Genomic DNA, 22142 nt, shown 5'->3' on the forward strand with positions numbered 1-22142 from the left:
CATTCGGTCGCGCGCGCCGCTACGGTGCGGGCTGCGCCTGTGGCGCCAGCTGCAGGCGTACCCAGACGCCGTAGTGGTCCGAGGCCCAGCGCCCCTCGGCATACGGCGTGTCGAACAGGATGCGTGCTTCGCGGGCGAGCAGGCGCTTCTGCTGGAAGAACACGTGGTCGATACGCGCCGGCTTGTCGAAGACATGCAGGTTCAAGGTGCTCACGGTGGCGTCGCTGTTGCGATGCACGCTGCCGTAGCTGTCGCCATAGCCCTTGCGTAGCGCCTCCAGATCCAGGGCATCGGCGGCGGTGTTGAAGTCGCCGGCAATCACGACCGGTGCCTGATTGCTGGTAGAGGAAATGAAATCCAGCAGGTCCGCGACCTGGCGCGTGCGCGTGGCCGTGCCGCGTGCATCGGCACGCTCGTTGAGATGGGTGACGTAGACGTTGATCGGCTGGCCGTCGATGTCGACCTGCAGATGCGCGGCAACGCGGTAATCGTCCAGCGGCTGAAGCAGGCGCTGATGCCGGGCCAGCACCTTGCGCCGGCTCAGCAATGCGTTGCCGTAGCGCTTGGGCGCATCGACCGGGTCGACAGAGACAAAGCTGTAGGCGTACCCCAGCTTGCGCGCCAGCCAGGCGGCCTGGTTCTCCACGCTGCCGCGGCGTTCGATCACTTCCTGCAGCGCGATCACGTCTGGCGCCAGTTGCCTGAGTTCCTTGGCGATATGGGCACGACGCGCCGGCCAGTCTTCGCGGTCGTGATGGAGGTTGAGCGTGACCAGGGTCATCTCGCGCTGCACTGCGCTGGTCGATGGCACTGCCCGTGATGCGGGTTCTGCGCGATCGGGCCTGTCGACCTGCGCAGGTTGCGCGGCCTGCACGGCCCGGGTCGCCTGCGTGGCTTGTACGGCACCGGAGCACGGCAGCAGCGCCGCCAACACGACCGGCCATCCGGCACGTCGCCGCGCCGGCGCTGCCCAGGCCGGTCGGGGTGTGTCAGTCATTGCGTGGCGCGCTCGGCCCGCCGCACCGCGCTGGGCACATCGATCTGCACGTTGGCCGGCAGCTGTTGAATCCGCAATTCGCCGTTCTGCCACTCGGCCGATTCGCCATTGATGCTGGCCTTACCCGGCGTGCCCTGGTACGGCCATGGCAACACCACCCCGCCCGGCGGCAGGATCAGCCCCGGCTGCAGTTGCAGCACCAGCTGTTTGTCGGTGCGCTGCAAGGTGTAATTGAGGCGCCCATACGGGGTGCGCAATTCGGCGATGCCGATGCCCTTGCCCTCGAACCAGCGCGTCGGCGTGCCGGCAGCGATGACCAGGCTGGCGTCGGATTCGCGCCCGTAGGCGAACATGTCCAGCACCGAGCGCACGAAATCCGAGGCGACCCAGGCATGCGGCAGGTCGCCGACGAAGAACGGCGTACGCGGCGTACGCGAGACCACCTCGGCCCACTGGTTCCAGGGTTGCGGCGCGCGGTCCTTGAAGAAGAACGCGGTGGCATCCCAGGCGCGTTCGCGCCAGCCCTGGCGCACGAATGCGGCCACGTTGCGCCATTCGTAGGGTGTGTAGTCCTTCCATTCGCGCTTGCCGTCGCGGCGGTCGGAAAACTCCTTCCAGTAGCGCTCGAAGGTATTGCTCAACAAGTCCTGCGGCAGGCGTTGCTGCTCGCCCCCCGGTGCCAGTGCGATGGTGGTCGAGGTCGCATCGAAGTCGCCCAGCTCGGCCGAGCCGGGCAGGAAATCCAGGGAGTGCTGGCGCACCGTCGCACCCAGCGAGGCGATCAGGTCGCCACTGAATTCGTCGCGTGCAGTGCTGAAGCGGGCGACCTCGTCGGGCTTGTCGAGCGCGCCGGCCAGCATCACCGCGTCCTTGTAGCCGCGCAGCGCCCAGAAGTTGTCCCAGTACGAATGCACCGGCTTGGCCGAATAGCCTTCGTGGCTGATCGACACCGGCATCATTCCGTAGAAGGCCGGGTTGCGCATGAAGTTGTCTTCGGTGCGCTCGCTGGCACGCAGCGTTTCCATGTAGTCGTACGCAGCGGTCACGTGCGGCCACATCCTTTCCAGGAATGCCTTGTCGCCGGTGTAGCGGTAATACTCGGCGATGTTGAAGATCAGCTCGCCGTGGCTGTCGTTCTCCGGCACCGGGTCGCTGCCGCGGTCGTCCACGCAGCACGGCACCATGCCGTCGGCGAACTGGTATGGCGCAAACCAGTCGACGTATTCGCGCACCACGTCCTCGCGGCCGAGTCGCAGCAGGCCTTCGGAAATCATTGCGCCGTCGCGGATCCAGCTGCGCGAGTAGGAACGCGTCCCCGGCTGCAGACGCGGGCCGATGCGCGAGATCAGCATATGCGCCAGCGCGGTGCGCAAGGTGTCGATCACCGGCTTGCCTTCGGCCGGCACGCTGATGCGCACGCGATCGAGCTTGCTGCGCCACTGCTGGGCCACCTGCTGTTGTGCCTTGTCGGCATCGAAGCCGGCCGGCAGCTGCGCGGTGCCGGTCTGCGGAATCACCAGCGCCACCTCGCGCCGTTGACCAGGCTCCAGCTTCCAGCGATACAGCAGCACGCCCGAGGCCAGGCCGGTCTCGTCCTTGACCTGGGTGATCGCCGCCGGCGTGGCGGCGGTGAGATGGCTGACGTCCATGCCACTGTCGAAGGCACTGGCAAAGCCGGCATCCGGAGGTTGCGCGGCGAATACGCGCGGCTTGCCGTTGACGCTGACCTGTGCGCCCTGCACCGCCAGCTGGTCGATCCGGCTGACACCGCCCAGGGTGTTGAGGAACTGGGTCGGCGGATTGACCTGGAACGGACGCACCGCCAAGGCCAGGGTGAACTCACGCGCGTCCTTGCCGGTATTGTGCAGCTGATAGCGCGCGACCAGTTGCGCCTGATCGGGCGTGCCCTGCACGAACGCGGTGACGCGCAGGTTCATCAGGTCGTGATGCCAGTCGACGCTGGGAATCGGCAGATAGTCGTCCTGCAGGCTCTGCTCGCTGCTGACGTCGGACCAATGCAGCAGCTTGCCGCCGGTGACCACGAACGGCTCGATACTGAAGCCGCCCTTGCCCACTTCCACCGCGCCGTCCTCGCCGATCAGGCCCTGCTCGGTACCACCATCCAGGCCCAGGATGGTCCAGTACGGCTGCTCGCCGGAGAAACCGCGTGGATAGCTGCCGCGCGGCGCCTGCGCGGCCAGCGATTTGATGAAATCGTTCGGTGTGGCGGCGAAGGCCAGCGGCTGCAGCTGGACTTCCTTGATGCCGTAGCGCCAGTTGGGGCCGTCCTTGAGATCGAAGCGCAGGTAACGTGCCTCGGTATCGGGCAAGGCCAGCCAGTCGGTGCCGCCGGCACCGGCGGTGACGGTGCGCAGATCACGCCAGCCGCGCCCGTCGCTGGACGCGCGCACCACGTATTGCGAGGCCTGCAAGCCAGGAACCCACTGCACCACCGCGCCGCCGAATTCGCGCACCTTGCCCAGATCCAGCGTGACGGTCTGCTGCTTGACCGCGCCACTGAGCCAGAAGGTCTCCGGCTTGCCGTCGGCCAGGCGTTGTTCCAGCGCGGGCGCGGTGTCGGTGATGGCCTCGGCCTTCAACGGCGAGGTGTCTTCCGGCGGCAGCGGCGTGAGCGTCAGACGGTCGAAGCACACCGTGCCCTTGCCGCCGACCTTGTTGTAGATGGTGAACTCGACATCTGCGCTGCTGCGCAGTTGCTTGTCCTGGCCTGGGCCCCAGGCCTTTTCGATGTTGCGCTTGCGATAGCCGACGGTGGTCCAGTTCTTCGGGAAGTTGAAGCCGGGCCGGTTGACCCACCACACGTTGTCGCCGCTGGCATCGATCAGCTTGACCTGCAGGTCGTTGGACGGCGAATCACCGCGCAGCGAAAAGCCGATGCGGTAATTGTCCGGATAGGTGATCGGCAGGTTGCGGCGGATGCCGACATAGCCGGACACGCCATTGAAGTTGTAGTCAAGGCACAGGGCGTGGCCGCCGGAACTGGTGGCTACCGGCCGCAGCGAACCGCTGACCTGGTTGGACACCACCAGGCGCCAGGCGCCGATGTCGTTGAAGCCGTCGAGCACGCGCTCCTGCGCCTGCGCCGTGCCCGCAAACGTCGCAACAGCGGTCATGGCACACAGTCGCAGGAACACTGGTTTCACCCCTTCACACTCCCCAGCAGAAGACCTTGGATGTAGTAACGCTGCAGCGCCACGAACAATAGCAGCACCGGAATCACCGTCACCACCGCGCCGGCCATCATCAGCTCCACGTCCATGATGTGCTCGCGCGACAGCGCCGCCAATGCCACCGGCAAGGTGTATTGCTCCTGGTCGGTCAGCACGATCAGCGGCCACATGAAGTCGTTCCACGAGCCCATGAAGGTGAAGATGGTCAAGGTGACCAGCACCGGCTTGAGCATCGGCAGCACGATCTGGAAGAAGATCCGCATCTCGCTGGCACCGTCGATGCGGGCGGCTTCGATCAGCTCGTCGGGAATGCTGCGCGCGTACTGGCGCACCAGGAAGATGCCGAACACCGTCGCCAATGCCGGCACCACCACCCCGCCGATGTTGTTGACCAGATGCAGCTGCTTCATCAACAGGAACAGCGGCAGCATCGCCACCTGCGCAGGGATCACCAGCGCGGCCATCAGGATCTTGAAGATGCGCTCGCGGCCGACGAATTGCAGCTTGGCGAACGCATAGCCGGCCATGGTGTTGATTAGCAGCGAGCCGAGCGTGATCAGCCCGGACACCATCAGGCTGTTGGCGAAATTGCGCGCCATGCCGGTGCGCGCAAACAGCTCGTGGTAGTTGGCAGTGGTGAAGGCCGAGGGCAGCATCGGCGGCGGGAAGCGGCTGGCCTCGCCGGTGGGCATGAACGACACCGACAGCATCCACAGCAGCGGCGCCAGGCTGACCAGCGCCAGCATCAGCAGGCCACCGTTGATCAGCACGGCATTCCAGCGCGATTGACCGACATCACGACTCATATCAAATCCCTCTTGCGGCCAAAGCGCAGCATCACGGTGGTCACCGCCAGGATGATCAGGAACAGCAGGAACGCCACCGCCGACGCGCGGCCGAGGTTCCACCACTTGAAGCCTTCCTCGAACATGAAGTACAGCACGCTCACGGTGCTCTGCAATGGGTCGCCGCGGGTCATCACATAGGGTTCGGCGAACAGCTGGAAATAGCCGGAAATGGTGATCACCCCGACCACCATCAGCACCGGGCCGAGCATCGGCAGGGTGATATGCAGGAACTGCTTCCAGCGCGAGGCGCCATCGATGCGCGCGGCCTCGTACAGGTCCTGCGGGATCGCCTGCAGGCCGGCCAGGAAGATCACCATGTTGTAGCCGAAGTTCTTCCACACCGCGAACAGCATGATGGTCGGCATCGCCCAGCGCGGATCGCCCAGCCAGTCGATCGGGGCGATGCCCAGATGGCTCAGGCCGAAGTTCACCAGGCCGTATTTGATGTGGAACAGATAGCGCCAGATCACCGCCACCGCCACCAGCGTGGTCACCACCGGTGCGAACAAGGCGGTGCGGAACAGGGCCTTGAAGCGCGAGGCCTTGGCGTTGAGCAGCAACGCGGCGCCCAGCGACACGCCGATCGACATCGGCACGCCGAGCAGCACGAAGTACGTGGTGTTCCACAACGACTTCCAGAACAGCGGCGTCTGCAGCAGGTCGATGTAGTTGCCCAGGCCGACGAAGCGCAGGTGGCTGCTGTCGGCCAATGCATACAGGTCGAAGTCGGTGACGCTGAGCACCAGCGCGGCGAACACCGGCACGCCGAAGAACATGCCCAGCACCAGGATCGACGGGGCGGCGAACACCCAGCCGGCGACGGAATTACGCTTCATCATCGTGCCGCTCCCTTGCCTGCTGCCGGCGCTGGCGCTGCGGCGGGTGCCGCCGCAGGCATTGCTGATTCACCGGCCGGACCGACATGCCCACCCTCCTGTTCAAAGATCCAGCGGCGCTTGGCCAGAATCTCGTCCACGCGTTTATCCAGCTCCTGCACGGCGGCCTCGTGTGATTGGCCGCCACGCACCACGCGCTCGGTCACCAGGCGCATTTCCTGCACGATGCGCTCCCACTCCAGCACCTTGGGCGTGGCCTTGACCCGCTCCAGCTGGTCGCCGAAGGCATGCGCCAGTTCGTCGTTGGCCAGCGAGGGCAACTTCCAGGTGCTGCGACGCGGCGGCAGGTCGCCAATGATGGCGTGGAAGCGCGCCTGCACCTGCGGCTGCGACAGGTATTCGATCAGCTTCCAGCTGGCGTCCTTGTGCTGTGACGACTTGAAGATCACCAGGCTGGAACCACCGGCGATGCCCGCGCCCAGGCCATTGGGCCCCGGCAGCGGCGCGGTGCCCCACTTGCCTTCCATGCCCGGCGGCTGGCGCAGCTTGAACTCGCGCACGTTCCATGGGCCGGACAGGTAGAACGCGTAATAGCCGTTGAAGAACTCGTACCAGACATTGGAGACCTGGGTCTCGGAGACCTTCGGCGCCCAGCCCTTCTGGTACATGGTGTCGTAGAAGCCCAGCGCCTTGCGGAAGCCTTCGCCGCGGAAGTTGCCGTAGTTGTCGTGGTCACGCAGCAGGCGGTCGTCCTGCTGCAGTGCGAACGACAGCTGCTGCTCGAACTCGTTGAGCGGCATCAGGATGGCGTAGCGGTCCGGGCCGACCTTGCGCTTGATCGCCGCCATCACCTGTTCCATCTCGGTCCAGGTCTTGGGCATCTGGCTGTAGCCGGCATCGCGCAGCAGGTCCTTGCGATAGAACAGCAGCCGGGTGTCCACGTACCACGGCACGCCATACAAGGTGCCGTCGACCAGGTTGGTGTCCCACACGCCGGGGAAATAATCCTGCGGGTCGACGATCCTGGAACGCGCCACGTACGGCTGCATCGGTTCCAGCGTGTCCAGCAGGGCGAACTCCGGCAGCCAGGTGTTGCCGAGCTGGCACACGTCCGGCAAGCCGTCTGCGGCAAAGGCGGTCAGCAGCTTTTCGTGCGCCGCCGTCATCGGGATGTTCTGCACATCCACGTGGATGCCCGGGTTCTGCTTCTCGAAGTCGGTCACCAGCTCGGCGACCACTTCGGCCTCCTTGCCCATGGCCCAGAAGCGCACGGTGGTCTTGCCTGGATCGGAGCGTTCGCATCCGGCCACACCCAGACAGAGTGTCGCGGACAGTATCAACAGTTTCAAAAGGCGCACGGATTACTCGGGTTTGGGGCGTTGCGTGGAGTTTTGGCGTTGCGAGGGGTCTTGCTGGGCCTGGGCAGCGGCGGCACGCGACTCGGCCATGCCCAGCGAACGCGCGGCGGCCTTCTGCTCGTCCTTCTGCGGCGCCGGCTGCGGCTCGCCTTCGGGGGTGAGCCAGCCGCCGGTGAAGCCAGCGCGTTCCAGACCGGCCCGGATGTAGGGGTTCTTCTTCATCACGGTCCAGACGAATTCGTTCTGGTAATTGGCGATCATCGCCAGGATCGGGCCCTGGTCGATGGCGATGTAGTCGCTGGCCACCCAGCCGCGGTCCGGCACCATGCGCCCGGTCTTGAGCGGGATGTCGTAGTTGAAGCTGGGATTGAACGAATCCAGAAAGCCGTAGCTCGAGTACAGGAAGTCGCCATAGCGCTTGTGCATCTCCTCGGTGGCCGGGATCACCACTTCCGGGGCGAACACGATCGAGGAAATCGCCGCCGACGGCACGATGGTGCCGTCGTCGAAATTCTCGCGCAGGCCGGCGCCACGCGAGGAGTAATGGCGGAACTGGCGCTGCTCGCCACGGTATTCCTGGCTGGTGTTCTGCGGGCCGTCGCCGGCGGTCAGACCCCAGACGTTCTCGCCGTAGTCCTTCCACTTCATCGGGTTGTCGATGGCGTAGTCGCGCTGGGCCAGGGTGGCGCGGCGGCTGTTGAGGAAATAGTCGATGCCGCGTTCGCGCATGTACTGGTCCTGGATATCGCGGAAATCGATCCAGACATGGCTGTATTGGTGACCGAACAGCGGGCCGAAGGACAGGTATTCCTGGCCCTGGTAGACGCCCCAGTCGTTGTTGTAGGTGCGGGTCCAGCTGGTCCACGCATCCACATCCACGCCGTGGGTCGGCGAGCCGAGCGCGAGGATGTACAGCATCATCGCCTCGTTGTAGCCCATCCAGTCGTGGTCGATGAAGCCGCTCTCGGGGAACCAGCCCATCGAGATCAGCGGTGCGCGTTGCTGCAGCCAGCGCCAGTCCACGCGCTTGTACAGCGTATCGGCGATCTGGCGGATCTCCTTTTCGCGCGGGTCGTCGCCGTCGTAGTACGACTGGGTGAACAGCACGCCCATCATCAGCAGCGCGGTATCCACGCTCGACAGCTCGACCCAGCTGTCGTAGCGGTTGCCCTGCTGCATGTCCAGAAAGTGGTAGTAGAAGCCCTTGTACCCGGCCCTACCGGTCCGCTGCGGCCCCATCGGCGCATCGCGGAAGAATTTCAGTGTGGTCAAGGTGCGGTCGATCGCCTGATTGCGACTGACCCAGCCATTCTCGATCCCGATCGGATACGCGGTCAGCGCGAACCCCACCGAGGCAATGCTGGCGAACGGGCGCGACGGAAACCGGTCCGGCGACAACCCATTGAGTTCGTTGGTGGTGTCCCAGAAAAACTGGAAGGTGCGACGCTCGATGTCCGAGAACAGCGGCGGAAGCGCCGGTTTGACCGGCTTGGGTGGCAGCTGTGCTTCCACCAGGATGACTTTCACCGGTGCCTTCTTTTCGGCCACCTTGGGCTCCTCTGCCTGTTTGCAGGACGCCAGCACCAGCACGCCCAGCAATAGTGGAATCGTCAACCAATACGAAGTCCTGCCCCTGTTCATCCGCCCCCCACTCGTGTAATCGATTACATCTCGCACGCCAACCTACCCTATCCAAGCGCCGAGTTCGACCGCCCCGGCAACTGCCGGGGCGGTCGGGTACCTCACCAGTTCAGGCCGAAGGCCAGACGGAAGGTACGCATCGGCGACGCCAGCACACCGGTCGGGGTGCCGTAAGCCGTGTTCAAGTCTCCCAGTGTCCCGGTCTCGCCGTTAAAGTTGGCGTAGTTCACCCAATTGAACACGTTGAGGATATCCGCACGCACGTTGAATTTGACACCGCCGCCGGTATCCCATTCTTTATTGGCGGCGATGCTGAACTCCTTGTAGCCCAGCGTGCCGTCCGGCTTGAACTGGACGATGTAGCACTGGTCGTTGCCGGCCAGGCAATTCTGCCCGTAACGCGCGGTCTGGCTGGCCAGCGACAGCTTGCCGGACAGTTTGACCTCGTAGGGCAGCTCGTAGATGCCGGTGACCACCAGGCGGTTCTTCGGAATGCCGCCGGCCTCGCGCCAGCCATAGTCCTCGATGCGTTCGCGATCCAGTGCGTAGTGCTCGCCGAACTGGCGGTTTTCCTTGGCATCGGAATAGGTGTAGGCCACGGTCAGGCCCCAGCCCGATTCCTCGTCGAACGGCTTTTCGACCTGCAGGGCGAGCTGGTTGTTGCGGGTTTCCACGCCGTTGGTCCCGAGCACGATGGCGCTGTAGCCGTCCGGGCCGTCGGTCGGCGAGCCGGAGGTGGTGCCCGGCTGGAAGAAGGAACCGTCCGGCAGGCGGTTGCCGCGCACGAACGCGAAGCCGTCATGGCTTTCGATACGGCTCAGGGTCACGTCGGTGAACCAGTCCTGGCCCCACAGCGGCACCATGTTGCGCATGCCGATGCTGAACTGGTCCGAGTACGGGGTCTTGATGTTGTTGTCGATCAGGTAGACCTCGCGACCGCCGCCGCCGGTGCTGCTGCCGGTCAGGGTGTTCAGCCCTTCCTGCGTGCCGTAGGCCGGATTCCATGCCGTGCATGGGTCGCCCAGGCAGGCCTGGTTGTTGGCGCTGGTGAAGTAGTAGCTGTAGGAATTGAACGAGTTGTTGAGCTGCTCGAGCGCCAGGTAGTCGAAGATGTTGCGGTCGTAGGCGCGGCCGGCACCGCCGTAGATCACGTGGGCCTGATCGCCGAACAGGTCATAGGAGGCACCCAGGCGCGGCTGCCAGGCATTCTTGAACGCCTTGCGGTTGTTGCCGGTGCTGATGAAGTTGTTGATGTCGTAGTTGGCGTTGCGCAGGTTGGTCCAGTTCTGCAAGGCACCGGCGACGTCGGACGGGGTGACGAAGTCCAGGAATGCCGGGGTTTCTTCGTAGTCGTAGCGCACGCCCAGGTTCAGGGTCCAGTGCTCGTTGACCTCCCAGTCGTCCTGCAGATAGATGCCGTACTGCTTGTTCTCGGACACCACCGAGCCGCCACCTTCGACCAGCGGCGCACCGAAGCGCACCCGGTACGGCGTTTCCACATCGCTGAGGATGTTGTAGTAGTACTGCGGGTTGGCCGGGTTGAACTGGGTGGAGTCCAGATCGATGCTCTTGAACTTCACGCCCATCTTGACGGTGTGCGCGCCATGCCATTCCAGGCTGTTCAAGGTCAGGTCGTCCTGGAAGGTCCAGCCCTTCTGCCCCTTGCGCTGGAAGCTGCTGCCGGCGCCTGCGGCAAGCACATCGGTCTCGTTGCCGCGGTTGGGCGTGTAGCTGAGGATGTAACCGTTGCCGTTGTTGATCGGCGCCTGGTTCCAGAACGCGCTCTCATAGCTGAGGTTGGCCTCGTTGAGGAAGTTGGCGCCGCTGTACTGCCAACGCAGGTTGGCGCGCTTTTCTTCCTGGCCGTTGATGCTGCCGTGCTCAAGGGTCGAGGTGCCGCCGACGTCGTTGAGCTCGTCTTCCTTGCGGTACTTGCCACTCAGCTCGAACAGGCTGTTGTCGCCGATGGTCCAGTCGATCTTGGCGAAGTACAGGTCTTCCTTGAACGGCGTGCTGTAGGTGGCGACCAGCGGCTGCAACTGCGCAGGCAGCTGATCGACGCGGTCCGAATAGATCGAACCGGGGATCACCACGTTCGGGGTGGTGTATTCCTTGGCTTCATAGGCGACGAAGAAATGTGCCTTGTCCTTGAGGATCGGGCCGCTGAAGGTCGCGCCGTACTGGGTTTCCTCGAAGTCGTCACGCACGCCGGCGCGCTTTTCCAGCGGGCTCTCTTCACGCCAGCTGTCGTTGCTGGTATCCCAGAAGAAGCTGCCGTGGAAATCGTTGGTACCGGACTTGGACGAGGCCACGATGGCCGCGCCGCTGACCTGGTCGAACTCGGCCTTGTAGTTGGAGGTGATGACCTTGTATTCGCCGATCGCCGACTGCGGGAACGGATTGCCGCGGCTGGAGTCCTGGCCGCTGACGCCGCCGGTGAGCACGTAGTTCTTCTGGCTGACGCCGTCAATATAGACGTTGGTGCCTTCGGCCGAGGTGGCGCCCGAACGGACCTTGGTGGTGCCGTTGGCATCGCGGGTGAACTGCACGTTCGGCACGGTGTCGGCCAGTTCCAGGAAGTTGCGCGTGGCACGCGGCAGGTTCTGGATCTGCACGTTGGAGATGTAGGTGGCGTTCTCGGAGGTACGGGTTTCCACTAGTACCGGCGGCGCCTTGACCTGCACCGCGTCCAGCGTGGTGGCGTTACCACCTTCGGCCGTGGCCGGTTCGCCGCCGACGCCCAGGTTCAGGGTCGCGGTCTGGCCGACCTGCACGGTGACGTTCTGCGAGGTGGTCTGGCCGTTGGCGGTGACGTCCAGGCGGTACGAACCCGGCGGCAGGCCGCCAAGCGAGTAGCCGCCGTTGCTGACCTGTACGGTGCGGGTCAGGCCGGTGGCGAGGTTGGTCGCGGTGACCTGCGCCTGGCTGGCAGGTGCCGAGTCGACGGTGACCTGGCCGCGGATCGTCGCGGCAGCGCTCTGCGCGAAGGCCGGGGCGGCGCCCAGCAGCAGGCAACTGGCCAGGGCGCAGCTGAGCAGCTTGCGCGCCGGACTGGCGGAATGGGGGTAGTGGTGGCGCATTGGTCCCTCCAGGGATCGGTACAGAATGTTGTTGTGGCGTTGCGGCTTGCAGGAACGACCGCTGCGGGGGGCAGCGGGAGCGGACAGGACGTCCGCGAAAGGGTCAGGGGTTGGAAACGTCAGAGGCCGGGCTCGCCGGCGCCGCAGGAGGCGCGGACCACCAGCTCGGGCGTGAGCAGTTGGCGGATACCGTCGTCGTGGCCGGGCTGGTCCACCAGCCGCATCAGCCGGCTCATCGCCTGTTCGCCCAGGCGCGCGATGCTGACCCGCATCGTGGTCAGCGCCGGATGGACGAAACGGGCCAGCGGAATATCGTCGAAGCCGGCCAGTGCCACGTCGCCGGGTACCGAGACATCGGCCTGGGCAAAGGCGTACAGGCAGCCCAGTGCGGTCATGTCGTTGGCGGCGAATACCGCGTCGGGCAGCGCGCCGTCGGCCAGCATCGCCTGCCCGGCACGGTGGCCGGAGGCCTCGTCGAAGTCGCCAGGAAATTCGATGCCCTGCGCGGTGTCGCCGTGTGCGGCAATCGCATCGCGGAAGCCGCGCAGGCGTTCGCGCGCATCGAAGTTGAGCGCCGGCCCGCCGATGAAGGCGATGCGCCGATGCCCGGCCGAGAGCAGGTGTTCGGTCATCGCCATCGCGCCGGCATGGTCGTCGATGCTCAGCACCGGATAGGCGTCGCCCGGGACGTGCGCGTTGATCAGCACCGTAGGCAGCGCCTGCGGCAGGTTGTCGGTGAGGAACCCGGGCTGCTCGGCATACGGCGACAGCACCAGCAGGCCATCCACCCGCCCGCGCATGGACTGCAACGCCCTGCCCTGCGCTTCGGGGTCGCCGTGGTAACTGGACACCAGCAGATGCTGGCCGGCAGCACGCGCCGCGCCGTCGATCCCGCGGATCAGCTCGGAAAAGAATTCGCCGTACAGATCGGGCAGTACCACGCCCAGGGTCTGGGTGCGCCGGCTGCTCAGGCTGCGCGCCGCCGCATGCGGGCTGTAGCGCAAGCGTGCGGCCACGTCCTGCACCAGCTGGCGCACCGGCCCGGCGACGTTGTCGTGCCCATTGAGCGCACGCGACACCGTTGCGACGGAGACCTGTGCTTCCCGAGCGACATCTTTGATGGTGACCGCACCCTTGGCCATTCGTGTCGCCCTCCGCGACCGAGTCCCAAAACTGGCGCGGACTGTAAGCGTTTTCATACAAGGGCGTAAACCCCTGTCTTCACGCCCTTGAAAACGCTTACAGATCAAGCATCTGCAAGTGATGAATACGTGAAGCACCGTGTTGCGACGCAACAAATACTACTCATATGTCCACGGATGAAGGCCGACGGCGATCACGGTTGGGGCGGTTTGGCCCGCTGCGCATGGACCCCGTAGGAGCGCACCCGGGCGCGACGGGCCTTACCGATAACCTGCGTCGCGCCCGGGTGCGCTCCTACTACGCAGTTGGCGGATTCAGTTATTCGGCCTCGCCTGGCGTATCGATATTACGAGTGCGAGCGCCAATCGGGTTGCCAGTGACGCGGTTTCGCTCGGGCGCGCCCCTGCGATAAAGCCAGCCTTCAGCCATTGCGCCCGGTTGTCGGATGTCCACCCCGGCAATGCCTGCCCGTAGGAGCGCACCCGGGCGCGATGGGCCTTAGCGGTAACCTGCGTCGCGCCCGGGTGCGCTCCTACGGCGGCGGCTTGATCGGCCTGGTTACCTCGCCTCGCCTGGTGCGAAGGCCTCGATCGACAGCGCGTGGATATCGGTCTGCATCATCTCGCCGACCGCGGCATAGACCGCGCGGTGACGTGCCAACGGCGGCTTGCCGGCGAAGGTGGCGCTGACCACGCGCACATTGAAATGCCCCCGCCCGTCGCGCGCACCGGCATGCCCGGCATGGCGATGGCTGTCGTCCACCACCTCCAGCTCGGTCGGCGCAAGGGCCGACTGCAGCGCGGCGCGGATCCGCTCGACCCGGCTCATGGCAGCACCCGGCGGAACGGGCGGACCTCGGTGCGCACATACACGCCCGCCTCCACATACGGATCGGCATCGGCCCAGGCGCGCGCGTCGTCCAGCGCGTCGAATTCGGCGATGACCACGCTGCCGCTGAAGCCGGCCGGACCCGGATCCTCGGCATCGATCGCCGGGCACGGGCCCGCCACCAGCAAGCGACCTGCCGCCGCCAGCGCCTGCAAACGGGCCAGATGCGCCGGTCGCGCCTGCTGCCGCGCCGCCAGTGCATCGTCCCGGTCATACCCCTCGATTACGTACCACATCGACCACCTCGCCAAGAACCTGAAGATCAGCCGTGGGATTCTAGCCGCCTCGGCGCTGGACACTGGCCCCGCGCACGCATTACCCTTGACACCACTGCACACGCAATCGGACGCAGCGGCCCGTCGGCCCAGGCCCCACGCCTCACTCGACGACCGATTCGCTGCCCACCGCCGACCCGCGTAGACGACCTCCTCGCTGTCCCGTCGCCGCATGCCACGCGGCGCACGTTGTATGTGGATTTGTAGGATCGTGCCGGCACGGGCACGACATTGATTGCAATAACTCAAGGCAAAGCCCTGCAGGCGCGGCCCAGACCGCGGCCGGCGACCGTAAGACCCGATGTCGACCTGATGAATTCCGAACTCGCGCACGACGCGAATCCGCCAGCCACGAGCGCGCCGCCACAGCAGCAGGAAATGCCGCTGGCGGTGGTGCATGGGCAACCGGTGCTGCAGATCCCGCAGGATCTGTATATTCCGCCGGACGCGCTGGAAGTCATCCTGGATGCCTTCGAAGGTCCGCTGGACCTGCTGCTATACCTGATCCGCCGCCAGAACCTGGACATCCTGGACATCCCCGTCGCCGAGATCACCCGGCAGTACGTGGCCTACATCAACGTGATGCAGGAGCTGCGCTTCGAACTGGCGGCCGAATATCTGGTGATGGCCGCGATCCTGGCCGAGATCAAGTCGCGCATGCTGTTGCCCCGCCCGCCCAGCCAGGAAGGCGAGGAAAACGATCCGCGCGCCGAGCTGGTACGCCGGTTGCAGGAATACGAACGCTTCAAGCAGGCCGCCGAGGATCTGGACACCCTGCCGCGCATGGGCCGCGACAGTGCGCCGGTGCAGGCGCATCTGCCCGAGCGCGCCGCGGTCAAGCTGCCGCCGCCGGTGGAACTGAAAGAAATGCTGATGGCGCTGTACGACGTGCTCAAGCGCGCCGAACTGTTCACCGGCCATGCGATCAAGCGCGAGGCGCTGAGTGTGCGCCAGCGCATGGGCGATGTGCTGAGCCGTCTGGACGATGGCAGGTTCTATCGCTTCGAATCGCTGTTCACGGCCGAGGAAGGCAAGCTCGGCGTGCTGGTCACCTTCCTGGCGCTGCTCGAACTGGCCAAGGAGCAATTGCTGGACATCGTGCAGGAAGCGCCGCTGGCGCCGATCTACGTGAAGTCGCTGGCCTTGGGCAACACCAATGCGCCGTTGCAATTCTCCAGCGAATTCGATGACAGCGATGCCGCCAACGAACCTATCTGAAGCCGATCACCGAATGGATCAAGCGTTGATCACCCGCATTATCGAGGCCGCCCTGCTGGCGAGCAGCCAGCCGCTGACGCTGGCACAGCTGCAGGGACTGTTTCCCGAAGAAGAGCCGGCGCCGCCCGGCAGCGTCGAGCGCGCGCTGGAACTGCTGCGCGAGGGCTGCGCCGAGCGCGGCGTGGAACTGGTCGAGGTGGCCTCGGGCTTCCGCTTCCAGGTCAAGGCCGAGGTGCATGGCTGGGTTGCCCGGCTGTGGACCGAGCGCCGCACCAAGTACACCCGCGCCACGCTGGAAACCCTGGCACTGATCGCCTACCGCCAGCCGATCACCCGCGGCGAGATCGAACAGGTGCGCGGCGTGGCGGTCAGCAGCAACATCATCCAGGCGCTGGAAGAACGCGAATGGATCCGCGTGGTGGGCCACCGCGACGTGCCCGGCAAGCCGGCCCTGTTCGGCACCACCAAGGGCTTCCTGGATTACTTCGGGCTCAAGCGATTGGACGAGCTGCCGCCATTGTCTGAGTTGAAGGACATCGCCGAGCTGGAACCGCAGCTGCCGCTGGACCGCGACGGGCAACTGGATGGCGCGGTCCCGGCGTCGGCAGCAATGGATGCCGAGCTTGCCGAAGCAGGTCCGGCTGCGGACGCCGATGCACAGATGGCGGTTGCAGACGGCGCTGGTGCGGCGACCACCGCTGCGGCTGGCGTGGAGTCGGAGGGTGGCACTGACGCCGATGCCGGCCCGAGCGACGCTGCGCCCGAACACCGCGATGCAGACGGTCTGCCGGCAGCGGACAGCACGGTCGACGCAACCGGCGACACCGATGATGCAATGCACGTCGATGGCGATGTCGATGTCGAAGATCAGACTGCCGGCACCGTAACTGCCGTCGACGAAGAAAACGAATACCACGCCGACGCGGTCGATGACCGCGCCAGCGCCGATGAGGCGAGTGACCAGACAGCGCAACGCGCCGGGCATGCCTCGGCACAGGACACGAACCCGTTGGACCCAGATGACGCCCGTGAGGGCGACCCCGACACCGCGCCGGGAACGCGCGCGGAAGCAGTGAACGAAGACGAAGACAACGCCGTCGCGACGACGACCGTGGCTGTTGACGAAGCCGATTCCGACCCAGAGGCCGACCCGCAACGCGTCGGCCGGAGCCAGACACATGAGTGACACCCCCCGCAAGCTGTCGTTGAACAAGCTTTCCCTCAAGCGCGACAGCGCGCCCGAAGCGCCCAAGCTGGAAGAGCGCCTGCACAAGGTGCTGGCCCAGGCCGGCCTGGGGTCGCGCCGCGCGCTGGAACAGCGCATTGCCGATGGCCTGATCAAGGTCAATGGCGCCGTCGCGCAGACCGGCATGTCGGTGCGCAGCGGCGACAAGATCGAGCTCGATGGCCGCAGTTTCGTGGCCAGCGCGCTGACCGAACCGGCCCGCGTGCTGATCTACAACAAGCCCGAAGGCGAAGTGACCACGCGCGAAGATCCCGAAGGCCGGCCGACCGTGTTCGAGTCGCTGCCGGTATTGAAGGGTTCGCGCTGGATCGCGATCGGCCGCCTGGACATCAACACCACCGGCCTGCTGCTGCTGACCACCGACGGTGAGCTGGCCAACGCGATGATGCATCCCTCCTACGAGGTCGAGCGCGAATACGTGGTGCGCGTGCGTGCGCCGGAAGGCGAGGACAAGGTCTCCGACGCGATCATCGAGCGCCTATCGCGCGGCGTGCTGCTGGAAGACGGCGGCGCCAAGTTCGACGAGATCGAACGCATCGGCGGCACCGACTCGCACGACTGGTTCCGCGTGGTGGTCAAGGAAGGCCGCAACCGCGAAGTGCGCCGGCTGTGGGAGTCGCAGGGCTGCCAGGTCAGTCGCCTCAAGCGCAGCCGCTACGGCAAGATCTCGCTGCCGCGCGAGCTGCTGCGTGGGCAGTCGATCGAAGTGGCGCAGGACAAGGTCGATGCCCTGCGCGCCGAACTCAAGCTGGAAGAAGGCGCGCCCTCGGCATTGACGCTGCAGCCGGTGATCGGCCAGCGCCGCGCCGCCAAGTCCACCGTGCACGTCTCGCGCGATGGCCGCAGCAATGCCTATGTCAACGGCCAGACCTCCGGCGCCGACGAAGGCCGTGAGCTGCGTCGCTTCGACAATCTGCGCGAGGATCGCGGCGGCCGTGGCCGTGGCAAGCCGGGCGGTTTCCGCGGCGGCCTCACCGTCAGCGGCGAAGCGGCGGCCAAACAGTCGCAGCAGCGCCCGTTCAAGCAGCGCGCTCCCGGCAAGGGCGACCGTGCCCTGCCGGACGGCAACCCGGCCGCGTTCCGCAGCTGGTACGTGCCCGATGGCGTGAGTACCGGCCCCAGCGGTCACCGCAATGCCGGTCCCAGTGGCCCCGGCACCGGCCAGGCGCGCCCGTATGCGAAGAAGGGTCCGGGTGGCGCGCGTCCAGGCGGCGGCCCGGGCAATGCACGTCCCGGCGCAGCTGGCCAGGGGCGTGGCGGCGCCGGTGGCGGACAGGGCCAGTCGCAGGGCCAAGGCCAGCGCAAGCATCCCTATGGTCATCCGGGCAATGCGCCGAGCTTTCCGTCCGACCACGCCAACCCGGGCTTCAGCCCGTATGGCGCGGCACGTCCGGCAGCCGGCCGCCCGAGCGGCGCACGTGCAGGCGGCCCCGGTGGCAACCGTGGTCCGGGCGGCAATCGCGGTCCGGGTGGTCCCGGCGGCGCGTCGCGTGGCCCCGGCGGCCCGGGTGGTCGTCCGCCGGGTGGCGGCAATCGTCGCCCGCCAGGCGGCGGTAATCGCGGACGCTAAGCTGGCAAGACGCACATGAAAAACGGCCCTGCGAAGGGCCGTTTTTCGTTGCTGCTCAGAGCACGCCCGACGTCCAGGTCAAAGCGCGGATGGGTCGGTGTGATCTGCCCTGCTCGATGAAGTCACCGCGGGTCGCGCGAGCGGCGAGGCACCGCGCGCTCGACCGGCGAATTACTTGCGGCGCTCGATCACGAAGTTGCCGACATTGACACCCAGATCCACGCCCTCGCCGGTTCCGGCCAGTGCCAGCGAAATGTCGCCCTTGGTGACCACCTGTGCGGTGCTGGACTTGACGATGCCGGCATGCGCTTCGGCCGCTGCATAGGTGCCGAATAGATCATTGAGGCTGTAGGCGCCGGAGAAGCTGCCGCGGCCACCGACGATCTTGGACTTGCCGACGGTCAGGCCACCGCCCTTGCTGGAGATCTTGACCGGGATCACCGCGCCGTTGTCGCAGGTGATGGTGCCGGTGCCGCTGGCGGTCTTGTAGAACACCGACCAGCCCGACAGGTTGAACGACAGCTGGCAGTCGATGTTGCCGGCGGCCTGCGCCTGCGGTGCCAGCGTGGCGGCGCCCAGCAGCGCGAGAAGGGAAAGTGACTTGATCATGCGGGCATTCCGGTTGGTGAACGTGGCGCCGAGCCTAGCAGCGCCGATGTGGCAGCCGCGACAACATGCCGGCACCGCGCAGGCGACCGTTCAGCGAATGATTATTCGCCGCTGGCTGCCTGCGCCATGACGGTCTGCAACCGCGGCGTGGGATGATCGCCACATGCCACGAACTGCCTACAGCCTGCTCCTCGCCGCCCTGCTGCTGCCTCCGCTCGCCCATTGCAGCGACGCCGTCCCGACCCAGGGCTATACCGTCGTGCGCACTTATCCGCACGACACCGCCGCCTTTACCGAAGGCCTGTTCTATCTCGACGGGTTCCTGTACGAGAGCACCGGTGAGTTGGGCCGCTCCAGCGTGCGCAAGGTCGAGCTGGAGACCGGCCGCGTCCTGCAGCAGGTCACGACACCGTTGCCTTTTTTTGGCGAAGGCATCGTGGCCTGGCACGACCGCCTGATCCAGCTGACCTGGCGCAACCAGCGCGGGTTTGTCTACGACCTGGCCACGCTGACGCCGCGCACGCAGTTCAGCTATTCCGGCGAGGGGTGGGCGCTGACCCGCGACGCCAGCAGCCTGTACATGAGCGATGGCACTGCCCGCATTCGGCGGCTGGATCCACAGACGCTGCAGCAGGTCGGCAGCATCAAGGTCACTGCCGGCGGCAAGGCGCTGGACAATCTCAACGAGCTGGAATGGGTGAAAGGCGAGCTGTTGGCGAACCTCTGGTTGACCACCCGCATCGCGCGCATCGACCCGGCCAGCGGCAAGGTGATCGCCTGGATCGACTTGCAGGCGCTGGTACCGGACGCCGACACCCTGACCGACCCCGGCAACGATGTGCTCAACGGCATCGCCTACGACGCCGAGCACGATCGCCTGTTCGTCACCGGCAAGCGGTGGCCGAAGATCTACGAGATCAAGCTGGGTGAGTAGACGGGATTGGGGATTGGGGATTGGGGATTTGGGATTCGCAACAGCGGGCAAACGGATAGCTATGCCTTGCCTGCTTGCACCAATCCCCAATCCCTAATCCCGAATCACAAATTCATCGGCATCCAGCATCGCAGGGAAGCGTGCGCGATGTTCGGCCAGGGCGGCAGCGCTGAGGATGGTGGTGACCACTTGCGGCTGCTCGCGGATTTCCACCTGCGGCTGGCCGAGGAAATCGATCACCGCGCTGTCGCCGGCGTAGTGCAGCTGATTGCCATCGACGCCGACGCGGTTGACCGCCGCCACGAAGCACAGGTTCTCGATCGCACGTGCGCGCAGCAGCGTCTTCCAGGCATAGGCGCGCGCGGATGGCCAGTTGGCAACGAACAGCTGCAGATCGAAATCCAGCTGGCCCGGGCGCTCGACATCGAAGCGATTGCGGCAGAACACCGGAAAGCGCAGGTCGTAGCAGACCTGCGGATTGATCCGCCAGCCCTTCCACTCCACCGTCAGGCGATCGCGCCCGGCCGCGTAGCGCAGGTGCTCGTTGCCGAAGCGGAACAGATGGCGCTTGTCGTAGGACTGCAGCGCCCCGTCCGGCGTGGCCCACAGCAGCCGGTTGAACACGCCCTGCCCGGTGCGCAGCTGCACGCTGCCGGTGACCGCCGCCCCCAGCCGCGCAGCCTGCGCACGCAGCCAGGCAACAGTCGGCCCGTCCATGTCCTCGGCCTTGTCGATGGCATCGTTGGAGAACCCGCTGGTGAAGGTCTCCGGCAGGACCACCAGATCGGTCTGCCCGGCCAAGGGCTCCAGCAAGGCACCGTAATAGTCGCGATTGCCGGCCGGGTCATGCCAGCGGGTGTCGCCTTGGACAAGCGAGATGCGGAGGTCGTGCATGCTGAGGCTCGGAATGGAGAATAGGGAATAGGGAATAGGACAGCGGTTTGGTGAGGGCGTCATGTCATCGGGCCAAGTGCAGATCAGGTAAAAAAGCGACCAACCGCTCTTACGATTCCCGAATCCCCATTCCCGAATCCCAGCTCGTCAGAACTGCTGCAACCGCGCGATCGCCGCATCCAGCGTCGCATCGTTCTTGGCAAAGCATAGCCGGGCCAGTCGTTGTCCTTGCGGCGCCGTCTGGTAGAACGGCGACAGCGGAATTGCGGCCACGCCCTTCTCCACCGTCAGCCACTTCACGAACTCGGTGTCAGGCAGGTCGCTGACCGCCGAATAGTCCACCAGCTGGAAATAGCCGCCGGGCACCGGCAACGGCTGCAGGCGCGTGGTCAGCAACTGCTCGCGGAAACGATCGCGCTTGGCCTGGTAGAACGCGCCGAGTTGCTCGTCGTGTTCGGGTTCGTCGCGGATCATCGCGGCAAATGCATGCTGGGCCGGGCCGAAGCTGGTGAAGGTGTTGTACTGGTGCACCTTGCGGAACTCGGCGCTCAATGCCGGCGGCGCGATGGCGTAGCCGATCTTCCAGCCGGTGCAGTGATAGGTCTTGCCGAAGCTGGAAATCACGAACGCACGCTCGCGCAATTCCGGCCAGCGCAGCACCGATTCGTGGCGGCGGCCATCGAACACGATGTGTTCGTACACCTCGTCCGAGAGCAGGAAGATGTCGCTGCCGCGCAGCAGCTCGGTCAGGGTCTGCATGTCGTCGGCAGACAGCATCGCGCCGGAGGGATTGTGCGGCGAGTTGATCATCAGCAGGCGCGTCTTCGGCGTGATCGCCGCGCGTAGCGCCGGCCAGTCGACGGCGAAGGTCTGCGGGTCCAGCGCCACGTGCACCGCGCGCGCGCCGGCCAGGTCGATCGCCGGCTCGTAGCAGTCGTAGGCCGGGTCCAGCACGATGACCTCCTCGCCGGCACGCACCACCGCGTGGATGGCGTTGAAGATCGCCTCGGTGGCACCGCTGGTGACGGTGATCTCGCTGTCGGCATCGACCTGCGCGCCATAGCAGCGCTGCGCCTTGCCGGCAATGGCCTGGCGCAGGGCCACCACGCCGGTCATCGGCGGGTACTGGTTGTGGCCGGCCGCCATGGCCTTGGTCAGTTCATCGACCAGCCGCGACGGCACCGCGAAATCGGGAAAACCCTGGCCCAGATTCACCGCGCCGTGTTCGGCCGCCAACTGCGACATGACGGTGAAGATGGTGGTGCCCACCTTGGGCAGCTTGGTCGTGAGGGGCATCGGGCCTGTCCAGGCAGCAAACGGGGGACCGCGAGTGTACGCAAAGCCGCCAGGTGGGTGCGCCCGGGCGGTGCAAAACAGCGTTCCCGGACACATCACGCCGCCCGATGCGCCCCGG

The 22142-nt window shown here is 65.8% G+C and carries 17 protein-coding genes; 4 read left to right on the plus strand and 13 right to left on the minus strand.

What is annotated here, in order from left to right; translation table 11 throughout:
* Window positions 1-19: 19 nt before the first annotated feature.
* The 10 genes from EO174_RS03055 to EO174_RS03100 form a co-directional block, all read right to left on the minus strand.
* Window positions 20-931 (minus strand): endonuclease/exonuclease/phosphatase family protein, encoded by a 912-nt coding sequence (locus tag EO174_RS03055; RefSeq protein WP_164740066.1) that lies wholly within the window; start codon window positions 929-931, stop codon window positions 20-22.
* A gap of 62 nt (window positions 932-993) precedes the next feature.
* Window positions 994-4131: a discoidin domain-containing protein gene (locus EO174_RS03060; protein WP_164740060.1), complete on the minus strand. Its 3138-nt coding sequence runs from the start codon at window positions 4129-4131 to the stop codon at window positions 994-996.
* Window positions 4132-4157: 26 nt separating this feature from the next.
* Window positions 4158-4994, minus strand: coding sequence for a carbohydrate ABC transporter permease (locus tag EO174_RS03065; protein ID WP_104582522.1), 837 nt, complete (start codon window positions 4992-4994; stop codon window positions 4158-4160).
* Window positions 4991-5875, minus strand: coding sequence for a sugar ABC transporter permease (locus EO174_RS03070; RefSeq protein WP_104567381.1), 885 nt, complete (start codon window positions 5873-5875; stop codon window positions 4991-4993). Before EO174_RS03070 ends, EO174_RS03065 begins: the two co-directional genes overlap by 4 nt.
* Window positions 5872-7230, minus strand: a complete 1359-nt coding sequence (locus EO174_RS03075) for a sugar ABC transporter substrate-binding protein (protein ID WP_126942140.1) — start codon at window positions 7228-7230, stop codon at window positions 5872-5874. Before EO174_RS03075 ends, EO174_RS03070 begins: the two co-directional genes overlap by 4 nt.
* A 3-nt stretch (window positions 7231-7233) precedes the next feature.
* Window positions 7234-8871, minus strand: coding sequence for a glucoamylase family protein (locus EO174_RS03080; protein WP_119128704.1), 1638 nt, complete (start codon window positions 8869-8871; stop codon window positions 7234-7236).
* Between the two features lie 101 nt (window positions 8872-8972).
* Window positions 8973-11951, minus strand: a complete 2979-nt coding sequence (locus EO174_RS03085) for a TonB-dependent receptor (protein ID WP_104582519.1) — start codon at window positions 11949-11951, stop codon at window positions 8973-8975.
* Window positions 11952-12070: 119 nt separating this feature from the next.
* The gene (locus tag EO174_RS03090; RefSeq protein ID WP_104648989.1) at window positions 12071-13093 is read right to left on the minus strand and encodes a LacI family DNA-binding transcriptional regulator; all 1023 of its coding nucleotides are present in this window, start codon (window positions 13091-13093) and stop codon (window positions 12071-12073) included.
* Between the two features lie 559 nt (window positions 13094-13652).
* Window positions 13653-13922, minus strand: coding sequence for a BolA family protein (locus EO174_RS03095; protein ID WP_104582517.1), 270 nt, complete (start codon window positions 13920-13922; stop codon window positions 13653-13655).
* On the minus strand, window positions 13919-14218 hold the full coding sequence (locus EO174_RS03100; RefSeq protein WP_104648991.1) for a YciI family protein: 300 nt from the start codon (window positions 14216-14218) through the stop codon (window positions 13919-13921). The genes EO174_RS03095 and EO174_RS03100 overlap by 4 nt, the downstream gene beginning before the upstream one ends.
* Window positions 14219-14569: 351 nt before the next feature.
* On the opposite strand from EO174_RS03100, the gene EO174_RS03105 reads away from it, so the two are divergent.
* Genes EO174_RS03105 through EO174_RS03115 form a run of 3 tightly spaced genes read left to right on the plus strand, consistent with a single transcriptional unit; the run spans window position 14570 to window position 18291 of the window.
* A complete protein-coding gene (locus EO174_RS03105) occupies window positions 14570-15475 on the plus strand; it encodes a ScpA family protein (RefSeq protein WP_104582515.1) in 906 nt (301 codons plus the stop codon).
* Between the two features lie 13 nt (window positions 15476-15488).
* Window positions 15489-16661, plus strand: coding sequence for an SMC-Scp complex subunit ScpB (gene scpB, locus EO174_RS03110; RefSeq protein ID WP_206515034.1), 1173 nt, complete (start codon window positions 15489-15491; stop codon window positions 16659-16661).
* The gene (locus EO174_RS03115) at window positions 16654-18291 is read left to right on the plus strand and encodes a pseudouridine synthase (protein WP_104582513.1); all 1638 of its coding nucleotides are present in this window, start codon (window positions 16654-16656) and stop codon (window positions 18289-18291) included. Before scpB ends, EO174_RS03115 begins: the two co-directional genes overlap by 8 nt.
* Window positions 18292-18462: 171 nt before the next feature.
* Here EO174_RS03115 and EO174_RS03120 read toward each other — a convergent pair whose 3' ends face one another.
* Complete coding sequence (locus EO174_RS03120; protein ID WP_104582512.1) at window positions 18463-18900, minus strand: hypothetical protein; 438 nt, start codon at window positions 18898-18900, stop codon at window positions 18463-18465.
* A 163-nt stretch (window positions 18901-19063) separates the two neighbouring features.
* On the opposite strand from EO174_RS03120, the gene EO174_RS03125 reads away from it, so the two are divergent.
* Window positions 19064-19834, plus strand: coding sequence for a glutaminyl-peptide cyclotransferase (locus EO174_RS03125; protein WP_126942146.1), 771 nt, complete (start codon window positions 19064-19066; stop codon window positions 19832-19834).
* A gap of 93 nt (window positions 19835-19927) precedes the next feature.
* Here EO174_RS03125 and EO174_RS03130 read toward each other — a convergent pair whose 3' ends face one another.
* Window positions 19928-20728 (minus strand): amidohydrolase, encoded by an 801-nt coding sequence (locus EO174_RS03130; protein WP_126942150.1) that lies wholly within the window; start codon window positions 20726-20728, stop codon window positions 19928-19930.
* 147 nt (window positions 20729-20875) lie between these two features.
* Complete coding sequence (locus tag EO174_RS03135) at window positions 20876-22024, minus strand: pyridoxal phosphate-dependent aminotransferase (protein ID WP_126942153.1); 1149 nt, start codon at window positions 22022-22024, stop codon at window positions 20876-20878.
* Window positions 22025-22142 lie beyond the last annotated feature (118 nt).

The sequence above is a fragment of the Xanthomonas sp. BRIP62418 genome, from assembly GCF_003993495.1.
Lineage (GTDB): Bacteria > Pseudomonadota > Gammaproteobacteria > Xanthomonadales > Xanthomonadaceae > Xanthomonas > Xanthomonas euroxanthea.